This window comes from Spirillospora sp. NPDC047418 (genome assembly GCF_040643275.1).
Classification (GTDB): domain Bacteria; phylum Actinomycetota; class Actinomycetes; order Streptosporangiales; family Streptosporangiaceae; genus Spirillospora.
Genome location: NZ_JBEYTW010000001.1, coordinates 1 through 18,147, shown reverse-complemented (window position 1 = coordinate 18,147; position 18,147 = coordinate 1). Strand labels below are relative to the sequence as shown.

The following is an 18,147-nucleotide window of genomic DNA, read 5'->3' as shown; positions in this document are numbered from 1 at the left end:
GCGGCCTCACCACCAGCCGAAGGCGAGCCAGGTGAGGAAGGGGGCTACGGGGATCGAGATCAGGCCGTAGATGAGGAGCTGGCGGAACAGGCGGGGGCGGACGGCGGGTTCGGCGGCGCCGAGGATCAGGCCGCCGGTGATGCCCAGCGGGTTGATGTCCACCAGGACGGAGGCGAGGGCGAGGGCCAGCACGCCGCCTACCGGGGAGACGCCATCGGCGACCAGCGGGGGGAGCAGCGGCATCGTCGTCACGAAGACCGCGATGGAGCTGGCGGCGAAGGACGTGACGCCGGCGATGTAGCAGAGCACTAGGAGACTGAGCAGGGGCGATCCCTCGACGCTGAGCAGGTCGCTGATCTTCTTGAACGCGCCCAGGTGCTGCATCAGGCCCACGTAGGTCAGCAGACCGCCGATCAGCAGGACGACGTTCCACGGGATCCGGGAGATGATGTCGCCGGACGGCAGCCGGAGCACCAGCTGCAGGATCAGCGCGGCGGTGAGGCCGAGGTAGCCCACGTTCATATCGAAGCCGACCGAGAGGACGACGACCGCCAGCAGGGCGACGATCGTGAGGACGCGGGCCCGGAGCTGCTCCTGCGTTCCCGCCGGTGCCGTGGGGACGAGCGTCGCCGTGCCGCCCGGCGCCGTTCCGCCGGTGGGGGCCACGGCGGCCGCTCCCGGGGGCTCCGGGGCCGTGCCGTCCGGGGCCGGGCCGTCCGGGGCGGTGCCGTCCGGGGCGGTGGTGATCCGGCCGGGTGGGATCGCGCCGGTGCGGGTGCCGACGGCCAGCAGGGCCGCGCACACGACCAGCCCGGTGACCAGGCCGCCGAGCAGGAAGGTCAGCGGGGCCGAGCCGGGCAGCCCGATGCCCTGCTTCTCGCTCATCTCCCGCGCCGTGACGCCGTAGACGGCCAGCGGCGAGAGCAGCCCGCTGATGATCCCGGTGATGCCGAGGACGGCGGCGATCAGCGGCGAGATCCGGTACCGGGCGGCGAAGCCCAGCGCGATCGGGGAGACGATCGCCGTCGCGGCGGCGGGCAGGGTGCCGACCGCGGTGAGCACGGCGCCGATCACGAACGGGACGAGCACGATCAGCACCAGCCGGCCGCGGACCAGCCGCAGCAGCAGGTCGAGCAGCCAGTCGAGGGTCCCGTTGAGGTGCGCGACGGCGAACAGGGCCGTCACGCCGACGATCAGCACGAAGAAGTCGGCGGGGAAGAAGCCCGTCACGTCGTCGGTGGCCACGTCGGCGGCGAGGGCGAGGAGGAACGCGGCGGCGAGGGCGCCGAGCCCGAGGTCGAACGCGGGGATCAGGGTCGCCGCGAAGAGGGCGACCAGGATGAAGATGGACAGCGTTGCCATTAGACCACTCCTCGGTGGCGTAGCTCCTTGATCTCGGGTTCGGTGAGCCCGGCCAGGTCGCGCAGTACTTCGGCGGTGTGCTCGCCGAGGACCGGGGCGGTGCCGCCGATCGTGGCGTCGAAGCCGGAGAAGCGGCCGGCGGGGGCCTGCATCAGCCGCCGGCGGCCGGTCCCCCCGTCCACCACCTCCACGACCGATCCGCGGGCGCGGATGTGCGGGTCGGCGCAGATGTCGGCGGCCGAGTTCACCGGCCCGGCCGCCACCCCCGCGTCGAGCAGCAGCGCCATCAGCGGTTCGAGGTCGTGGGACGCGACGAACGCGGCGACGCGCGCCTCGATCTCCTCGCGGTGCTCCAGCCGGGCCGTCATGGTGTCGTGGACGGCGAGGTCCGCGGCGTCCATGACCGTGACGAGGCGTCGCCACATCTGCTCGGTCGAGGCGGGCAGCGCCAGCCAGCGGCCGTCGCGGGTGCGGTAGAGGCTGTTCGGGCTGATGTGGGGGTTCTGGTTGCCCTGGCGTTCGCGGCTCGCGCCGGTCGCGCCGTACTCGACGACGAAGTCCTCCATCATCCGCAGCAGCGGCTCGTAGAGGGGGATGTCGGCGAGCTGGGCCTCGCCGGTGAGGTCCCGCTGGCGCAGCGCGAGCATGGCCGCGAACGCCGCGTAGATGCCGGTGACGCCGTCGGCGACCGGGTATCCGGCGAAGACGGGCGGCCGGTCCGGGTCGCCGGTGCGGTAGGTGAGGCCCGCGAACGCCTCCGCGACGCGGGCGAAGCCGGGACGGTCGGCGTAGGGGCCGGTGCGCCCGAACGCGCTCACGTGGACCATCACCAGGTCCGGCCGGTACGCCCGCAGGTCGTCGAAGTCGATGCGGAACCGGCGCAGCGTCGCCGGCCGGAAGTTCGTCACGACGATGTCGGCGGCCGCGGCCAGCCGGCCGACCAGGCCGGCCGCCTCCGGGTGGTGCAGATCGACCGTGGCGCTGCGCTTGGCGCGGGCCAGCATCGTCCAGGTGACCGACTCGCCGCCGTCCAGCGGCGGGTAGCGGCGCGCCGGGTCGCCCTCGGCCGGATGCTCGATCTTGATGATCTCGGCGCCGAACTCGCCGAGCAGCGAGGACGCCAGGGGACCGGCCAGGATCGTCGACACGTCCAGGACGCGCACTCCGCTCAGCGGACCGTCGGGCACCGGGTATTCCTTTCATAGGCGATGGTCGGGCGGGCCGGAAAGTCCGGCCTACGGCAAGATGCACCGTCCGCGGCCTGCCGGGGAAGACGCGGGCGCCGTTCACCAGTGAAAGGTTTTTCCTTTATGGTTGCCCGGTGCGTGTGGAGCGGGCGCGGTACTTCCTGGCCGCCGTCGAGACCGGGTCGCTGCGCGCGGCGGCCGGCCGGTGCGGCGTCAGCCAGCCGACCATCGGGCAGCAGATCGCGCTGCTGGAGGAGGAGCTCGACGTCGTCCTGCTGACCCGCAGCCGGCACGGCGTGCGGCCGACACCGGCCGGCCAGGCCCTGCTCGAGCCGCTCGGCCGGCTCGTCGCGGCGGAGGACGCGGTGCGCGAGGCGGCGATGGAGTCCAGCGGCGCCTACCGGGGCCGGGTCCAGATCGGCGGGGTCTCGGTGACCGCGGAGACGATCATCGCGCCGGTCGTGGGGCGGCTGCGGGAGCGGCATCCGGGGCTGCGGTTCACCGTCCGCGAGGGCGCCTCGTCCGCCATCGAGGACGCCGTGCTCGACGGCGCGCTGGACTTCGGGGTCGTCACGATGCCGGACCGCCCGGCCGCGCCGGAGCTGCGCCGGACCCCGCTCGTCTCGGCCCCGCTCGGGATCTGCGTGCGCACCGACCATCCGCTGGCGGGACGCGACGACGTCCACTGGCGCGACCTGGAGACCTGGCCCATCGTCACGATGCGGGCGGGCACGGTCCTGTGGGAGGCGCTGCACCGGTACGTGCCCGATCCGGACGTCGTCGTCCAGGCCATGTCGGCGCGCACGGTGAAGGTGATGGTCGCGCAGGGCACCGGGCTCGGCGTGCTCGCCCGGTTCGAGACCTCGGCCGACATCACCGACCTGGTCTGGCTGCCGCTGCGCGACGCGCCGTCCGTCCACCTGTGCCTGACGCAGCGGCGGGAGGGGCGGCCTTCGCGGTCGGCGGTCATCGTCCAGCGGCTCGTCCGGGCGAAGGCCGACGAACTGGCCGGACGGGACCGGCAGGGCCGCGTCCCCTGACGGGCCACCGGGAAGCCGGTGAGTGGCGGTGACCCGCCAGGGGGGCTCAAGGACCGGACGCGGCGTTGCGGTCAGCCGATGGAGCAGGTGTTGACCACGTCGCCGGTGGTCTGGCGCGGGACGGTGGTGCTGCGCGGCGGCGCGTGGCCGCCGCGCGGGGCCGTCCAGCGTTCGAGGTCGTCGAACGCCGTCCGCATGCAGGGCAGCAGCGGCCGCATCCGGTCCGGGAACATGTCGTATTCGAGGTCGAGGTGGGAGGCGCCCTCGATCCGGTAGTAGCGGTGCAGGTAGCCCCTGCCCTGCTCCCGGATCTTCCGGTCGTAGGCGTCGCCGTGGACCCTGATCGGCAGGAGGGTGTCCAGCGTCCCCTGCACGGTGATCATCGGCTTGCCGATGCGGCCGGTCATGCCCAGCCGCTTCACCGTCTGGTGGACGCTCCTCGGGCGCGTATAGAAGTTGTAGTCGGTGTCGCAGCCGGGCGTCCCGCTCTCGCAGTACGGGATGCCCGCCTCAAGGTCGCCGTCGTAGGCCGGGTCGACCTCCTCCCGGTAGATGCGCTGCGTGTTGTCCCAGAGGACGGTGTAGTTGAAGTCCCAGAGGAACTCCGAGCCGGGGGCGAAGCCGGCCTTCAGCATCGCGGCGTGCGCCTTCGGGTCGCCGGTCGCCGCGTACTCGGGGTAGTTCCGCAGCGCGACGGGCAGGTAGACGAGCGCGTTGCTCGCGTCGTCCCGCGGCCAGTACGTGCCTTCGGCGTCGATGCCGCCGTCGTACAGCTCGGGGTGGTTCTCCAGCGCCCAGCGCACGAGCTGGCCCCCGTTGGAGATGCCCGCCGCGTACGTCCTGCGCAGCGGCCTGCGGTAGTGGCGGGCCACCGCGACCTTGGCGGCGACGGTGAGCTGGGTCATCCGGCGGTACCACTCGGCGATGGCGTCGCCGGGGCGCCTGCCGTCCTTGTAGAACGTGTTGCCGCTGTTTCCCTTGTCGGTCGAGGCGAACGCGTACCCCTTCGCCAGCACCCAGTCGGAGATGGTGAAGTCGTTGGCGTACTGCAGGCGCGTCCCCGGTGCCCCGGACACCACCAGGCCGCCGTTCCAGTTCTCCGGGAGCCGGATCACGAACTGCGCGTCGTGGTTCCAGCCGTGGGTGGTGTTGAACGTCGACGTGTCGTGGAAGTAGCCGTCGATCTGGATCCCCGGCACGCCGCTCGGGTTCCGGGTGGCGGCGGCGTTCAGCCCCGTCCACTGAGCCTGGACGGTGTGGCCGGACGCGACCGTGCCGGCGGTGGTCAGGTCGTCCAGGCAGGCGGCGACCTGCCGTTCCGCTCCCGGGACGTGGACCCGGTCCATGCGGGCGCAGCGGCCGTCCGCCTGCGCGGGCGCACCGGCCACCGCGACCAGGGGGACCGCCAGCAGCGACCCCAGCAGGACCGAGAGGACGGAGGATCTGCGGAGAAAGGGCATAAGCGGCCTCCGGGGGTGGGGACGGGGCTCGGTCCGCCCCGTGCGAGAGGCCATGCTGCGCGAGCGGTCGCGGGCGGTGCCACGTCGCCGGGCACACTCTTCGCGCGCGTCCAGTGGTGGCGGCCCCCTGCGGTGTGCGCCGCCTCATAGCCGGGGGCCCGAATATGTGCCGGATCACCTGGTTCGCCGGTGCGGCCGCCGCCTAGCGTTCACGACCACGGCGGCCCGGTGTGGCGCGGGTCACCGCATGAACGCATGAGGAGGGCGCATGGGCGCATCCGCCCCGGAGGCCCCGGACCCGAAGTCTCCCGTCCCGGAGGCGCCGATCCCGGCGGCGCTGATACCGGAGGCCCCGGTTCTCCGAGCACGGGGCCTGGTGCGGGAGTTCCGCGGCTTCCGGGCCGTGGACGGCGTGGACCTCGACATCGGGGAGGGCAGCGTCCACGCGCTGGTGGGCCCGAACGGCGCCGGCAAGACGACGCTGTTCAACCTGCTCACCGGCTTCCTGAAGCCGACCGCGGGCAGCGTGCTGCTGGCGGGCCGCGGCGAGCTGGCCGGGCGCAGCCCCGAGGCGATCACCCGCCTCGGGGTGGCGCGCTCGTTCCAGATCACCAGCCTGTTCGCCGAGCTGACCCCGCTGCGGCACCTGGAGCTGGCGCTGGCGAGCGGCACCGGCCTCGGCTGGCGGTTCTGGCGCTCGGACCGGACGCTGACCCGCTTCGCCGCCCGCGCCGGGGAGCTGCTCGACGAGGTCGGGCTGTCCGGCCACGGCGACGTCCCGGCGGGCTCGCTGTCGTACGGGAGCAAGCGCGCCCTCGAACTGGCGCTCGCGCTGGCCCTCGACCCCGGAGTGCTGCTGCTGGACGAGCCGACCGCCGGCATGGGCGTCGAGGACGTGGAGCGCACCATCGAGCTGATCCGCGGGATCCGCGCCGGCCGCACCGTGGTCCTGGTCGAGCACAACATGAACGTGGTCGCGAGCCTCGCCGACCGGGTGACCGTCCTGCAGCACGGCAAGGTGCTGGCCGAGGGCCCCTACGCCGAGATCCGCCATGACCCGCGCGTCATCACCGCCTACCTGGGGGACTCCCATGCTGCGCGTTGACGGGCTGTCCGCCTGGTACGGCGAGGCGCAGGCCCTGCGCGAGGTGTCCCTGCGGGTGGACGAGGGCGAGATCGTCACGCTCGTCGGCCGCAACGGCGCCGGCAAGACCACGCTGCTGCGCTGCCTGATGGGCTTGCACGCGGCGCACGGCAGGACGACCGGCACGGTCTCGCTGTCCGCCGCGGACATCTCCGCGATGAGCTCGCACAAGCGTGCCCGCCGCGGTCTCGGCTACGTCCCGGACGACCGCGGGATCTTCGCGACGCTGTCGGTGGAGGAGAACCTGACGCTTCCGCCGCGCATGGGCCCGGACCCGTGGTCTTTGGACCGGGTGTACGAAACGTTCCCTCGCCTCAGGGAACGGCGCCGGTTTCCCGGGACGAAGCTGTCGGGCGGTGAGCAGCAGATGCTCGCCCTGGCCCGGGTGCTGCGGACGGGGGCCCGGCTGCTGCTGTGCGACGAGCCGACCGAGGGCCTGTCGCCGCTGATCGTCCAGCAGATCGGCGCGATCCTCCGCGAGGTCAAGGCGGCCGGGGTGACCGTCCTGCTCATCGAGCAGAACGTCCACTTCGCCGCGACCGTCGCCGACCGCCACTACCTCCTCGCCGAGGGCCGGATCGTCGACGCGCTGGACAACGACCAGGTCCGTGAACGCGAGCACGAGCTGCTCGAATACCTCGGCATCTGACGACCTCGCACCGCCACGGGGGCCGAGCCCGTGGAACCAAGAACCGTGGAGACCGAAGGAGACGCCGGAATGAGAATGATGGGGTGGAGCGGTGGCCTGGTCGCCGCGGGGCTGCTGCTGGCCGCGTGCGGGGGCGGGCCGGGCGGCGGCGGAGGGAAGATCAGCGACGACAAGATCGTCCTGGCGGTGCTGAACGACCAGTCGGGCATCTACGCCGACACCTCCGGCCGCAAGACGGTCGAGGCGGTGAAGATGGCGGTCGCCGACTTCAAGGCCAAGTACGGCGACAAGGCGGTCAGCACGAACATCGAGGTGCTCTCCGCCGACCACCAGAACAAGCCGGAGATCGCCAACTCCAAGGCGCAGGAGCTCTACGACCGGCAGCACGCCGACGTGATCCTGGACGTGCCCACCTCGTCCGCCGCGTTCGCCGTCGCCACCATCGCCAAGAACAAGAAGAAGGTGTTCATCGACGTCGGCGCCGCGAGTACCGAGATGGAGGGCAAGCAGTGCAACAAGTACACCTTCCACTACGGCTACAACAGCTACATGCTCGCGCACGGCACCGGTGCCGAGGTGACCAAGGACGGCGCGAAGAGCTGGTACATCATCTACCCGGACTACGCGTTCGGGCAGGACATGCAGAAGACCTTCAGCGCGGCGATCAAGGAGGCCGGCGGCACCGTCGTCAAGACCGACCCGACGCCGTTCCCCAACGACAACTTCTCCACGTTCCTGCTGAAGGCGCCCAACCTCGACCCCAAGCCGCAGGTCATCGGCACCATGCACGCCGGCGGTGACCTGATCAACCTGGTGAAGCAGTACAACGAGTACAAGCTCAAGGACAAGGGCGTGGGGCTGGCGGTCGGGCTGCTGGTCATCACCGACATCCACTCGCTCGGCGCGGACGCCCTGGCCGGGACCCGCTACACCGACATGTGGTACTGGAACCTCGACGCGAAGGCCCGCGCCTGGTCCGACAAGTTCCAGGCCAAGGCGGGGCAGCGTCCAACCTCGAACATGGCCGGCAACTACTCGGCCGCCCTGCAGTACCTGGAGGCCGTGCAGCGCGGCGGCACCGACAAGTCCGACGACGTGGTGAAGCAGCTGGAGGGCTACAAGTTCGACGACGCCTTCGCCCGCAACGCCACCATCCGCGCGAAGGACCACCTGCTGCTGCACGACGCCTACCTCGGCGAGGTGAAGCCGGCGAGCGAGGTCAAGGAGGACTGGGACTACGTCAAGGTCCTGAAGACCATCCCGGCTGCGGAGGCGTTCCAGCCGCAGCCCGACCCCGCCTGCGACCTGTAGGCGGCGGGCGTGCTTCAGCAGGCGTTCAACGGGCTGGTGGGCGGGGCGTTCTACGCCCTGCTCGCCCTCGGCCTGTCCGTCATCTTCGGGATGCTGGGCGTGGTCAACCTCGCGCACGGCGCCTTCTACATGCTCGGCGCGTTCGGCGCCTTCATCGCGCTCGACTCGTTCGGCCTGAACTTCTGGCTGGCCCTGGTCCTGGTGCCGCCGCTGCTCGGCGCCGCCGGGATCGTGCTGGAGCGGCTGTTCGTCCGGCGGCTCGCGCCGCTGGACCCGCTCTACAACTTCCTGTTCACCTTCGGCCTGGCGCTCATCCTGCAGGACCTGGTGAAGCGGCAGTACGGGGTCAACTCCCAGCCGTACCCCCGGCCGTCGCAGCTGGACCGGACGTTCGACCTGGGCCTGTTCACCTATCCCGCCTACCAGGTGTTCGTGCTGGCGGTCTCGGCCGTGGTGTGCGCGGCGGTGTGGCTGATCCTCACCCGCACCCGCGTCGGCATGATCGTCCGGGCGGCGACCGAGCGCCCGGAGCTGACCCGGGCGCTGGGCATCGACGTCGGGCGGTGGGTGACCCCCGTGTTCGGCTTCGGGATCGCGCTCGCCGCGCTCGCCGGCGTCCTCGCCGCGCCGATGCGGGCCGTCAACCCGCTGATGGGCTCCGACCTCATCATCACGGTCTTCGCGGTGGTGGTGATCGGCGGGCTCGGCTCCGTGTTCGGCTCGGTCGCGGCGGGCTTCGCGGTGGGAGTGGTGTCGGCGCTGGGCAACCTGTACATCCCGTCGCTGTCCCAGACCCTGGTGTTCATCCTCATGGCCGCCGTCCTGCTGTGGCGGCCCGCCGGCCTGTTCGGACGCGAGGAGGCGTTCCGGTGATCCTGTCCAGGCTGGCCCGCTCCGGCCGGAGCGGGCCGCTGCTCCTCACGGCCGGGCTCGTCGCCGCGCTCGCCCTGCCCTGGCTGGTCTACCCGCCGGTCGCGATGGACATCGCCTGCTGGGCGCTGTTCGCCGCCGCCGTCGACCTGCTGCTCGGCTTCACCGGGCTCCTGTCGTTCGGGCACGCCGCCTTCTGGGGCGGGTCGGCCTACTGCACCGGTCTGATCGCGCTGCACAGCGGCCTGCCGTTCCCGGTCGCGATCCTCGGCGGCGCGGCGTTCGCGGCGCTGCTCGCGCTGCCGATCGGCTACCTGTCGGTCCGGCTGACCGGCATCTACTTCGCCATGGTCACCCTGGCCTTCGCCCAGATGGTGTACTTCATCGCCAACCAGTGGCGGGACGCCACGGGCGGCGAGAACGGCCTGCAGGGCATCCCGCGCGACCTGTTCGGCCTCGACCTGTCCGAGCCGTTCTACTTCTACTACGCGGGCCTGCCGTTCGTGCTGGCCGGGCTGCTGGCCGCCTGGCGGATCGTCCGCTCGCCGTTCGGCCGGGTGCTCGTGTCCATCCGCGACAACCCCGCCCGCGCCCGGGCGCTCGGCTACCCTGTCGACCGGTACAGGCTGCTGGCCTTCGTCCTGTCGGCGGGGCTGTCCGGGCTGGCCGGCGGCGTGTTCGCGATCGGCCACGGCTTCGCCTCGCTCGAAGGCGTCTACTGGACGACCTCCGGGCAGGCCGTGATGATGGTGATCCTCGGCGGCATCGGCACGCTGTGGGGCGGGGCCATCGGCGCGGCCCTGGTCGTCCAGCTCCAGGACTACCTGGCGACCGCCGGGTTCCAGGAGACGGGGATCGTCACCGGCTCGATCTTCATCGTGATCGTGCTGCTGTTCCGCCGGGGCATCTGGGGGACGGCCCGCCACCTGCTGACCGCCCGGCGGCGGGCCGCCCCGCCCGGCGGGGCTCAGGCCGCGGGGACGGCGACCGGGACGGCGACCAGCGCGCCCTCCCTGGCCGACGTGCGGGCCGTCTCGTCGAAGTCGGGCGCGGTACACGCGAAGAGCGTCCGGCCGTCGGAGCCGCCGAGCCCGCAGGCGTAGACGCCGGTCCCGAGACCGACCTCGTCGGTGATGCCGCCGCCCTCGACGACCCGGATCACCCGGCCGTTGAGGGCGTCGGCGATCCACCACCCGCCCTCGGCGTCCAGGCAGCCGCCGTCGCCGGCGACCGACACCCCGGCCAGGATCCGCTCGACGGACCGCTCCGCCGGCAGCGGGCCGAACTCGGCCCACACCCGCCGGTTCACGAGCCGCCCGTCACCGGACACGTCGAACGCGGTGACCCGGTCGCCGAACGTCTCGTTCACCAGCAGGACGTTCCCCGCGGTGATCGCGCTCCCGTTGGGGAACCAGAGGCCGGACGCCACCTCGGTGACCGTCCCGTCCGGATCGACCCGGTGCAGCGCGGCCGGCTCCAGCGGCGCGCCGGCCATCAGGTCGAACCCGAAGTTGCCCACGTAGGCCCGCCCCTCGGCGTCGACCACCATGTCGTTGAGGTGGCCGGTCGCGTGCCCGCCCAGGTCGGCGTGGACGGCGAGCGTGCCGTCCCGCTCCCGGCGCAGGATCCTGCGGTCGCGCATGGAGACGACGAGCAGCCGGCCGTCCGGCAGCCAGCCGAGCCCGGACGGCTGCCCGGGGACCTCGGCCTCGACCCGGAGGCCGGACCCGTCCTCGCGCGCCGAGACCACCTCGTGGGTGTAGAAGTCGGAGACCCAGACGCGCCCGTCACGCCAGCGCGGCGCCTCCAGGAAGCGGAAGCCGCTGATCACCGTGCTCGCCGTCGCAGCCATGATGCCCTCCCAGGGTGCTGGATGACCGACCGTAACCGGTCAGGGTGAGATGCCGCCATCGGCGCGCAGGGCGGCGAACCGCTCCCGGAGCGCCACCTTGGAGAACTTGCCGGTCGCCGTCTTCGGGATCTCCGGCAGGATCCAGATCCGCTCGGGGATCCACCAGGAGGCGACGCGGCCGGTCAGGTGCGCGCGCAGGCCCGCCTCATCGAGCCCGCCCCCGGGGGCGAGGACGACGCAGGCGAGCGGGCGCTCGCCCCACCGGTCGTCCGGTACGCCGATGACCGCCGCCTCGGCCACGGACGGGTGCGCCATGATCTCGTTCTCCAGGACGCCGGAGGAGATCCACTCGCCGCCGGACTTCACGAGGTCCTTGGTGCGGTCGACGATGCGGATGTAGCCGTACCGGTCGATGGTCGCGACGTCGCCGGTGCGCAGCCAGCCGTCCTCGGTGAACCCCGCCCCGCCGGGGTCGGCGCCGAAGTAGCCGGACGCGATCGTCGGCCCCGCCACCTGCAGCTCGCCGGGGGTCGCGCCGTCGTGGTCGACGATGTTCCCGTCGTCGTCCACCAGCCGCAGCTCGGTGAGCGGGAGGTACGGGCCGGGGCTGGCGAGGATCGCGCGCCGGGCGTCGGCGTCGAGCCCGTCGTGCACCGTCCCGAGCCGGGAGGCGGCCACCACCGGGCTGGTCTCGGTCATGCCCCACGAACTGGTCAGCGGGACGCCGGCGGCCTCCCGCCACGCCCGCGCCAGCGCGTCCGGCACCGGGCTGCCGCCCGACAGGACCATGCGCAGCGACGCGACGTCGACCTCCGGGAGCAGGGGCAGGACCGAGCGCCAGATCGCCGGGACCCCGGCCGTGAACGTCACCCGGTGCCGCGACAGCTGGCGGGCGAGCGCCGCCGGGTTCATCGCCGGGCCGGGCAGGACGAGGTCGGCGCCGGCGAGCATCGCCGCGTAGGGCAGCCCCCACGCGTTCACGTGGAACATCGGCACGATCGGCATCACGACGTCGCGCTCGCTGATGGCGAAGGTGTCCGCGCCGAGCAGCATGAGCGCGTGCAGGACGATCGACCGGTGGCTGTACAGGACGCCCTTGGGACGGCCGGTCGTGCCCGAGGTGTAGCAGAGGCTCGCGGCGTCGGTCTCGTCCACCGGGGCGGACTCCGTGGTGGCCGCGACCTGCGCGAGCAGCGCCTCGTAGTCGATGACCCGGGGGTCGTCGGGCGGTTCGTCCTTGCCGCCGTCGTCCATGACCACGATGTGGCGCACGGCCGGGGCCCGCTCCATCAGGGGCCACACGGTCGCGATGAGGGAGCGGTCGACGAACAGGACGTCGTCCTCGGCGTCGGTGAGGATGTAGGCCAGCTCGTCCGCGAACAGCCGGTGGTTGAGGGTGTGCAGCACGCGACCGCCGCTCGGCACCGCGAGGTACAGCTCGACGTGGCGCTGGGAGTTCCAGCCGAACGTCCCCACGCGGGCGTGGCGCGGGACGCCGAGCAGGTCGAGGGCGGCGGTGAGCCGGCGCGCACGCGCGGCGACCTCCCGCCAGGTCGCGGAGACCTCGCCGTCCGCCGTCGCGGTGACGACCCGCTTGTGCGCGAACAGCCGCTCGACGCGGCGCATGAGCATCGAGACGTCGAGAGGCCGGTCCTGCATCAGGCCGTGCACGGGGCGACCAGCTTCAGTGCGAGGTCGGCGTAGAACTCGCCGAGCCGCTCCGGGGAGTCCGGGCCGTCGAGCCGGTACCAGCGGACGAGGTCGATGCTCAGCGACAGCATCGCGCGCGTGACCCGGTTGACGTCGACCGGCGCGAACGACCCGTCGGCGACGCCCCGCGCGACCGCGTCGCGGAAGAACGCGTTGGTCCGGCGGCGCACCTCGACGATCTCGTCGTAGTGCTCGGCCGTGAGGCCGGTCAGCTCCAGCTGGCAGACGCGGGCGGCCACGTGGTGGCGGGCATGCCAGGCGGTGTACGCCGAGACGATGGCGCGCAGCCGGTCCGCGGCACCCTCCACCGCCGTGATGGCCGGCGTCCGCAGGTGCTCCAGGACCCGCTCGTGGCCGACCCGGATGATCTCGTACAGGACCAGTTCCTTCGACGGGAAGTGGACGTAGAGGGCCGCCGGGCTCAGCCCCACGCCCTCGGCGATGTCGCGGGTGGTCGTGGCGTGGAAGCCGTTCGCGGCGAAGCAGCGCACCGCCGACGTCAGCAGGCCGCGCTGCACCGCGCCGAGGTCCTCCCGCCACAGGTCGGGGGAGTGGTCGTGCAGCCGGGGGTCGTCCGCGAGGTCCTGTGCGGTGAACCGGGCCTGCCGTCTGGCCATCGGCGATCCTCGCCTCCTTCGCGTCCGGGGGGCATGCTGTCGACGCTCTTGACAGGGGCGCCCGCAGCGATGACTATGCGCTTACTCACTATAGAAGGCTCGCGAGGGAGAAGGGCCGACGGCGGTGTGAACGGTGTGAACGAGCCCGGTGTGAACGAGCACGACGGGGACGAGCACGACGGGAACGAGCACGGCTATCTCCGGCTCCTCGTCGACGGGGCACCGCTGCCGCACTACGACGACGTCCTGCGCGGCATGGCGGCGGACGCCGCCTCGCCCGCCGAGCTGGAGGAGCTGCAGGCCGAGCACACGCTCGCCCTCCGGCTGCGCGACCTGCTGGAGAAGCAGCGCACCCGCCAGGAGCAGCAGCGCGCGCTGGTCGAGTGCGCGAAGGAGCTGGCGGAGGACCGCGGCGGCCCCGAGGCGATCCTGACCCTGATCGTGAGCCAGGCGCAGCGGCTGCTCGGCTGCGACATGGCCTATCTGAGCCTCAACGACGACGAGGACCGCGCGACCCGCATGCGGGTGATGGTCGGCGCGACGTCCTCCGCCTGGAAGGACGTCCGGATCCCGTTCGGCGTCGGCATCGGGGGGCGGGTCGCCGCCACCGGCACGCCGTTCTCGACGCCCGACTACTTCGGCGACGAGCGGCTCGCGCACGACCCCGCCGTGGACGCCTCGGTCCGGGCGGAGCGGCAGGTGTCGATCGTCGGCGTGCCGCTGCGCAACGGGAAGATCATCGGGGTGCTGTTCGCCTCCAACCGCACGCCGGGGCCGTTCTCCCACGACGCCATCGCCCTGCTCGGCTCGTTCGCCGCCCTGGCCGCGTCCGCGCTGGACCAGGCGCGGCTGCGGCACCGCCAGGAGCGGGCGCTCGCGGCGCTGCGGCAGGCGAACGAGGCGCTGAGGCGGCACACGGTCGAGGAGGAGCGGGCCGTCGCGGCGCACGACCAGAGCATGGACATCGTGCTGCGCGGCGGCGGCGTGCAGGAGGTCGTGACCGCGACCGGCGGCAGGCTCGGCGGCGTGCTCGCCATCTTCGACGAGTTCCGGACGGCCGTCGCATGGACGCCGGGGGCGCCCGGGGAGGTCCTGAAGGGCATGTCCGCCGCCGCGGATCTCGCCGGCCGCGAGCCCGGCGGGACGTACTGGGCCACCGACCTCGTCGCCGGCAGCGAGAACCTCGGCACCCTGGTCTGGGCGCCGCCGGCGACGTCCTCCGGTGTCGGCGACCTGGACCGGCGCCTGCTCGAACGGGCCGCCGTCGTCGCCTCCCTGCTCCAGCTGTTCGGCCGCAACCTCGCCGCCGCGGAGGCCAGGGTGCGCGGCGAGCTGCTGGACGACCTGCTCACCCCCGACGCCCGCACCTACACCTCGCTCGCCGAGCGCGCGCTGCGGATCGGGTACCAGCCGCAGAAGCGGCATGCCGTCGTCGTCGCGCACATCCGCGCGGAGAAACGGCGCGGCCTGGCGTCCGTGGCGTCCGACCTCGCCGCCGCCCGCGACGGGCTGAGCACCGTGCGGGACGGCCTGGCGGTCCTGGTCGTCCCCTCCGACGACCCGTCGCTGACGGGGCGGCAGGTGTCCCGGTCGATGACCGTGCGGCTGCGGTCGCCGGTGACCGTCGGCGCGGCCGGGCCGGTGGACGACCCGGCCGACCTGCCCGCCGCCTACGCCGAGGCGCTGGCCTGCGCGCGGGCGCTGCTGCGGCTCGAACGCGAGGGCGCCTCCGCCACGGCCGACGACCTCGGGTACGCCGGGCTGCTCCTCGGCGACGGCGCGTCCGCGACCCGGTACGTGCTGCGGACGCTGGGCCCGGTCATCCGGCACGACGAGCAGCGGTCGACCCTGCTGATGGAGACGCTCGACACCTACTTCGCGACCGGGCAGAGCCTCGTCGCCAGCGCGAAGCGGCTGCACATCCACCCGAACACCGTCACGCAGCGCCTCGACCGGGTGAAGCGCCTCCTCGGCGTCGACTGGAGCAGCCCGGACCACACGCTCGAGGTGCAGCTGGCCCTGCGGCTGCACCGGCTCGGCCGCGAACTCGACGCCTGACCGGGCTTCAGCACCGGCCGGGCTCAGACCCGGCCCGGCTCAGTACCGGTTCGTCTCGGCGTCCCGGTCGAGGTCCTCGTCGATCTGCTCGGCGGAGGCCCCGATGCCGATGTGGTCCTTGAAGACCTGGCCCGCCGTGGGCAGGGCGCCGCGGTCCGGCCAGGTCTCGGGCCGCCACAGCGACGAGCGCAGCAGGGCCTTCGCGCAGTGCAGGTACAGCTCCTCGACCTCGACGAGGAGCGCGAGCCGCGGCCGCTTGCCCTGGACGGTCAGGCCGTCGAAGAACGGCGCCTCCGAGACGAGTGCGGCGCGGCCGTTCACCCGCAGCGTCTCGCTCATCCCCGGCACGAGGAACAGCAGCCCGACCCGCGGGTTGCGCAGGATGTTGCGGAAGCCGTCGACCCGGTGGTTGCCGGGCCGGTCGGCGATCGCCAGCCGGTGGTCGTCCAGCACGAGCACCGACCCGGCCGGGTCGCCCTTGGGGGAGACGTCGCAGGTCCCGTCCGGGTTCGAGGTCGCCACCAGCACGAACGGCGAGTGCGCGATGAGGGTGCGCGCGTGCGCGTCGATCCGGCCGATGTCCTTGTCCCAGCTGCGCTGGGACGGTTCCCGGACGATCTCGCGCAGTTCGGCCTCGGTCCGCACGGTGCGCATCTCTGACGTGGGCGTTTCGGAGGTACGCGTCTCAGTAGGGGGCATGGCCGAACTATAAGGTAAGCCTTACCGAAGAGAGGGAACGAGGCCCGGAAGCCCCATGGACAGGGAGACCCGCACGCTGCCCGCGCTCGCGGCGGGCGCGGTCGAGATGCCGTTCGCGATCATGAGCTGGCGCGAGGACTTCGGCCGCGACACCACCTGGAACGAGCACTCCCACCCCTTCCACGAACTGCTCTGGAACGAGCGGGGCGCGTCGACCGCCGTCGTCGGGTCGCGGGTCTGGACGGTCACGCCCGCGCTCGGCCTGTGGATGCCCGCCGGCACGCTCCACTCCGGCTCGGCGACCGCCGGCACCCGGTGCCGCGCCGGGTTCTTCGGCTTCGGCGCGACGTCCTCGATCTCCGCGGCGCCGGTCGCCGTGGAGATCACCCCGCTGCTCCGGCTGCTGCTGGAGCGGCTCGCCGACCCCGGGCTGCCGTCCGGTTCGCGGACGGTGACCGAGGCCATGGTGCTGGACGTGCTCACCCCGTCCCCGCGCGAACTGCTCGTGCACATGCCCGCCTCCGGGCTGCTGCGCCCGATCGCGGACGCGGTCCGCGCCGACCCGGGCGACCAGCGGACGCTGGCGGACTGGGCGTCCGCGCTCGGCGTGAGCGCGCGCACGGTCACCCGCGCCTTCAACGCCGAGACGGGCACCAGTTTCGCGCGCTGGGTCGCGGCGGTCCGCGCCCAGCACGCGGTCGCGCTGCTCGGCCGCGGGTGGGAGATCGACGCCGTCGCCGAGGAGGTCGGGTACCGGTCGGTGAGCGCGTTCGGGGTGGCCTTCCGGCGGGCGACGGGGCTCACTCCCGGCGCGTTCCGGATGCGGTGAATCACCCTAAATGTCCCGATCTCGATAACGGACGTCCCAAACGCTCGATTGCGACGTGACGGTGCTTCCTCCTACAGTCCAACCAAGGCAAGCCTTACCTAAGCAAGGCTCGCCTTGGCAGTACGGTGCACCGCTCCACGGACGCAGAGCCGCGATCCGGTCGTGCGAGGCCCGGCACCAGCGGATTTCTGACAGTGGAGTACGAAGTGAAACGTCCACATGGCCTCCGGGTCATCGCCGTACTGGCCGTCCTGCTCGGCGGCCTCATGGCATGCGGTGACTCCTCCGAGACCCAGGAGGCGAAGGCGGGCGGCAGCGCGTCGGGCGCCTTCCCGGTGACGATCGAGCATGCGCTCGGGACCGCGACCATCAAGGCGAAGCCGGAGCGGGTGGCCACGGTCAACTGGGCCAACCACGAGGTGCCGCTGGCCCTCGGCGTCGTCCCGGTCGGGATGGCCGCCGCGAACTTCGGCGACGACAACGGCGACGGCGTCCTGCCGTGGGTCGACAAGCGCCTGAAGGAGCTGGGCGCCAAGACGCCCGTCCTGTTCGACGAGAACGACGGCATCGACTTCGAGGCGGTCGCCGACACCAAGCCGGACGTCATCCTCGCCGGCTACTCGGGCCTGACCAAGCAGGACTACGACACCCTCAGCCAGATCGCCCCCGTCGTCGCCTACCCGGACGCCCCCTGGGCCACCCCGTGGCGCGAGATCATCCGGATCAACAGCAAGGCCATCGGCCTCGCCGACGAGGGCGAGAAGCTCATCAAGGACATCGAGGGCGATGTCACGGCGGCCGTCGCCAAGCACCCGGCGCTCAAGGGCAAGTCGGTCATGTTCCTGACGCACGTCGACCCCAGCGACGTCAGCCAGATCGGCTTCTACACCACGCACGACACCCGCACCCAGTTCTTCACCGACCTCGGGATGACGACCCCGGGCAGCATCGCCGAGGCGTCCAAGGGCACCGACAAGTTCGTCCTGACCCGCAGCGCCGAGCAGATCGACGTGTTCGACGACGTGGACGTCATCGTGGGGTACGGCGACGACAAGCTGCTGAAGAAGATCAGCGGCGACCCGCTGCTGTCGAAGATCCCCGCCGTCGAGCGCGGCTCGGTCTACCTGCTGCCCGAGACCAAGCCGCTCGGCACGGCCGCGAACCCGACCCCGCTGGCGATCTCGTGGGTGCTGGAGGACTACGTCAAGGCGCTCGCCGACGCCGCCGGCAAGGTCAAGTGACGGCGGTCGCCACCGACCGCGCGCCGGACGCCGCCCGCGGGGGGGGGCCGGGGCGCGGCCCCCGGCGGTGGCTGCGGGGCACCGGGCGGGGGGTGGGCGGGGGGGTGGTGGTGTCCCG

Annotated in this window: 15 protein-coding genes and 1 pseudogene; 9 read left to right on the top strand and 7 right to left on the bottom strand. The window is 72.6% G+C overall.

Annotated features, from left to right (window positions below; all coding sequences use genetic code 11):
• Positions 1-6 precede the first annotated feature (6 nt).
• Positions 7-1,362 (bottom strand): SLC13 family permease, encoded by a 1,356-nt coding sequence (locus ABZ806_RS00080; protein ID WP_500214069.1) that lies wholly within the window; start codon positions 1,360-1,362, stop codon positions 7-9.
• A complete protein-coding gene (locus ABZ806_RS00075; protein ID WP_500214067.1) occupies positions 1,362-2,549 on the bottom strand; it encodes a CaiB/BaiF CoA transferase family protein in 1,188 nt (395 codons plus the stop codon). The genes ABZ806_RS00080 and ABZ806_RS00075 overlap by 1 nt, the downstream gene beginning before the upstream one ends.
• Before the next feature lie 134 nt (positions 2,550-2,683).
• Between ABZ806_RS00075 and ABZ806_RS00070 the strand changes: the two genes are divergently transcribed.
• Positions 2,684-3,589: a LysR family transcriptional regulator gene (locus ABZ806_RS00070; protein WP_500214065.1), complete on the top strand. Its 906-nt coding sequence runs from the start codon at positions 2,684-2,686 to the stop codon at positions 3,587-3,589.
• A gap of 71 nt (positions 3,590-3,660) precedes the next feature.
• Here the strand turns inward: ABZ806_RS00070 and ABZ806_RS00065 are convergent, their stop codons facing one another.
• Complete coding sequence (locus ABZ806_RS00065; RefSeq protein WP_500214063.1) at positions 3,661-5,049, bottom strand: tannase/feruloyl esterase family alpha/beta hydrolase; 1,389 nt, start codon at positions 5,047-5,049, stop codon at positions 3,661-3,663.
• A gap of 268 nt (positions 5,050-5,317) precedes the next feature.
• Between ABZ806_RS00065 and ABZ806_RS00060 the strand changes: the two genes are divergently transcribed.
• From ABZ806_RS00060 to ABZ806_RS00040, 5 genes and pseudogenes are all read left to right on the top strand, one after another.
• Positions 5,318-6,154, top strand: coding sequence for an ABC transporter ATP-binding protein (locus tag ABZ806_RS00060; protein WP_500214061.1), 837 nt, complete (start codon positions 5,318-5,320; stop codon positions 6,152-6,154).
• Positions 6,141-6,842: an ABC transporter ATP-binding protein gene (locus ABZ806_RS00055; protein WP_500214059.1), complete on the top strand. Its 702-nt coding sequence runs from the start codon at positions 6,141-6,143 to the stop codon at positions 6,840-6,842. The genes ABZ806_RS00060 and ABZ806_RS00055 overlap by 14 nt, the downstream gene beginning before the upstream one ends.
• A 69-nt stretch (positions 6,843-6,911) precedes the next feature.
• On the top strand, positions 6,912-8,153 hold the full coding sequence (locus ABZ806_RS00050; protein ID WP_500214057.1) for an ABC transporter substrate-binding protein: 1,242 nt from the start codon (positions 6,912-6,914) through the stop codon (positions 8,151-8,153).
• A 9-nt stretch (positions 8,154-8,162) separates the two neighbouring features.
• Complete coding sequence (locus tag ABZ806_RS00045; RefSeq protein WP_500214055.1) at positions 8,163-9,026, top strand: branched-chain amino acid ABC transporter permease; 864 nt, start codon at positions 8,163-8,165, stop codon at positions 9,024-9,026.
• 104 nt (positions 9,027-9,130) lie between these two features.
• Positions 9,131-9,895, top strand: a pseudogene (locus ABZ806_RS00040) (branched-chain amino acid ABC transporter permease); the annotation flags it as partial.
• 95 nt (positions 9,896-9,990) lie between these two features.
• On the opposite strand, the gene ABZ806_RS00035 reads toward ABZ806_RS00040, so the two are convergent.
• The 3 genes from ABZ806_RS00035 to ABZ806_RS00025 are packed head-to-tail and all read right to left on the bottom strand — an operon-like array spanning position 9,991 to position 13,202.
• Positions 9,991-10,875, bottom strand: coding sequence for an SMP-30/gluconolactonase/LRE family protein (locus ABZ806_RS00035; protein ID WP_500214053.1), 885 nt, complete (start codon positions 10,873-10,875; stop codon positions 9,991-9,993).
• Positions 10,876-10,914: 39 nt separating this feature from the next.
• The gene (locus tag ABZ806_RS00030) at positions 10,915-12,534 is read right to left on the bottom strand and encodes a long-chain fatty acid--CoA ligase (RefSeq protein WP_500214051.1); all 1,620 of its coding nucleotides are present in this window, start codon (positions 12,532-12,534) and stop codon (positions 10,915-10,917) included.
• A complete protein-coding gene (locus ABZ806_RS00025; RefSeq protein ID WP_500214049.1) occupies positions 12,534-13,202 on the bottom strand; it encodes a TetR/AcrR family transcriptional regulator in 669 nt (222 codons plus the stop codon). The genes ABZ806_RS00030 and ABZ806_RS00025 overlap by 1 nt, the downstream gene beginning before the upstream one ends.
• 150 nt (positions 13,203-13,352) lie before the next feature.
• Here ABZ806_RS00025 and ABZ806_RS00020 point away from each other — a divergent pair, with 150 nt between their 5' ends.
• A complete protein-coding gene (locus ABZ806_RS00020) occupies positions 13,353-15,260 on the top strand; it encodes a helix-turn-helix domain-containing protein (protein WP_500214047.1) in 1,908 nt (635 codons plus the stop codon).
• A 39-nt stretch (positions 15,261-15,299) separates the two neighbouring features.
• Here the strand turns inward: ABZ806_RS00020 and ABZ806_RS00015 are convergent, their stop codons facing one another.
• Positions 15,300-15,959 (bottom strand): pyridoxamine 5'-phosphate oxidase family protein, encoded by a 660-nt coding sequence (locus ABZ806_RS00015; RefSeq protein ID WP_500214045.1) that lies wholly within the window; start codon positions 15,957-15,959, stop codon positions 15,300-15,302.
• Between the two features lie 55 nt (positions 15,960-16,014).
• Between ABZ806_RS00015 and ABZ806_RS00010 the strand changes: the two genes are divergently transcribed.
• On the top strand, positions 16,015-16,788 hold the full coding sequence (locus ABZ806_RS00010) for a helix-turn-helix transcriptional regulator (RefSeq protein WP_500214043.1): 774 nt from the start codon (positions 16,015-16,017) through the stop codon (positions 16,786-16,788).
• 206 nt (positions 16,789-16,994) lie between these two features.
• Positions 16,995-18,029, top strand: a complete 1,035-nt coding sequence (locus tag ABZ806_RS00005) for an iron-siderophore ABC transporter substrate-binding protein (RefSeq protein WP_500214041.1) — start codon at positions 16,995-16,997, stop codon at positions 18,027-18,029.
• The last annotated feature ends 118 nt before the right edge of the window (positions 18,030-18,147 follow it).

What these genes read in the sequence shown, in the direction of transcription:
- ABZ806_RS00010 (WP_500214043.1), top strand. Translation starts at nt 16,015, where the DNA reads ATGGACAGGGAGACCCGCACGCTGCCCGCGCTCGCGGCGGGCGCGGTC.
- ABZ806_RS00060 (WP_500214061.1), top strand. Translation starts at nt 5,318, where the DNA reads ATGGGCGCATCCGCCCCGGAGGCCCCGGACCCGAAGTCTCCCGTCCCG.
- ABZ806_RS00030 (WP_500214051.1), bottom strand. Translation starts at nt 12,534, where the DNA reads ATGCAGGACCGGCCTCTCGACGTCTCGATGCTCATGCGCCGCGTCGAG.
- ABZ806_RS00080 (WP_500214069.1), bottom strand. Translation starts at nt 1,362, where the DNA reads ATGGCAACGCTGTCCATCTTCATCCTGGTCGCCCTCTTCGCGGCGACC.
- ABZ806_RS00025 (WP_500214049.1), bottom strand. Translation starts at nt 13,202, where the DNA reads ATGGCCAGACGGCAGGCCCGGTTCACCGCACAGGACCTCGCGGACGAC.
- ABZ806_RS00015 (WP_500214045.1), bottom strand. Translation starts at nt 15,959, where the DNA reads ATGCCCCCTACTGAGACGCGTACCTCCGAAACGCCCACGTCAGAGATG.
- ABZ806_RS00055 (WP_500214059.1), top strand. Translation starts at nt 6,141, where the DNA reads ATGCTGCGCGTTGACGGGCTGTCCGCCTGGTACGGCGAGGCGCAGGCC.
- ABZ806_RS00065 (WP_500214063.1), bottom strand. Translation starts at nt 5,049, where the DNA reads ATGCCCTTTCTCCGCAGATCCTCCGTCCTCTCGGTCCTGCTGGGGTCG.
- ABZ806_RS00050 (WP_500214057.1), top strand. Translation starts at nt 6,912, where the DNA reads ATGAGAATGATGGGGTGGAGCGGTGGCCTGGTCGCCGCGGGGCTGCTG.
- ABZ806_RS00035 (WP_500214053.1), bottom strand. Translation starts at nt 10,875, where the DNA reads ATGGCTGCGACGGCGAGCACGGTGATCAGCGGCTTCCGCTTCCTGGAG.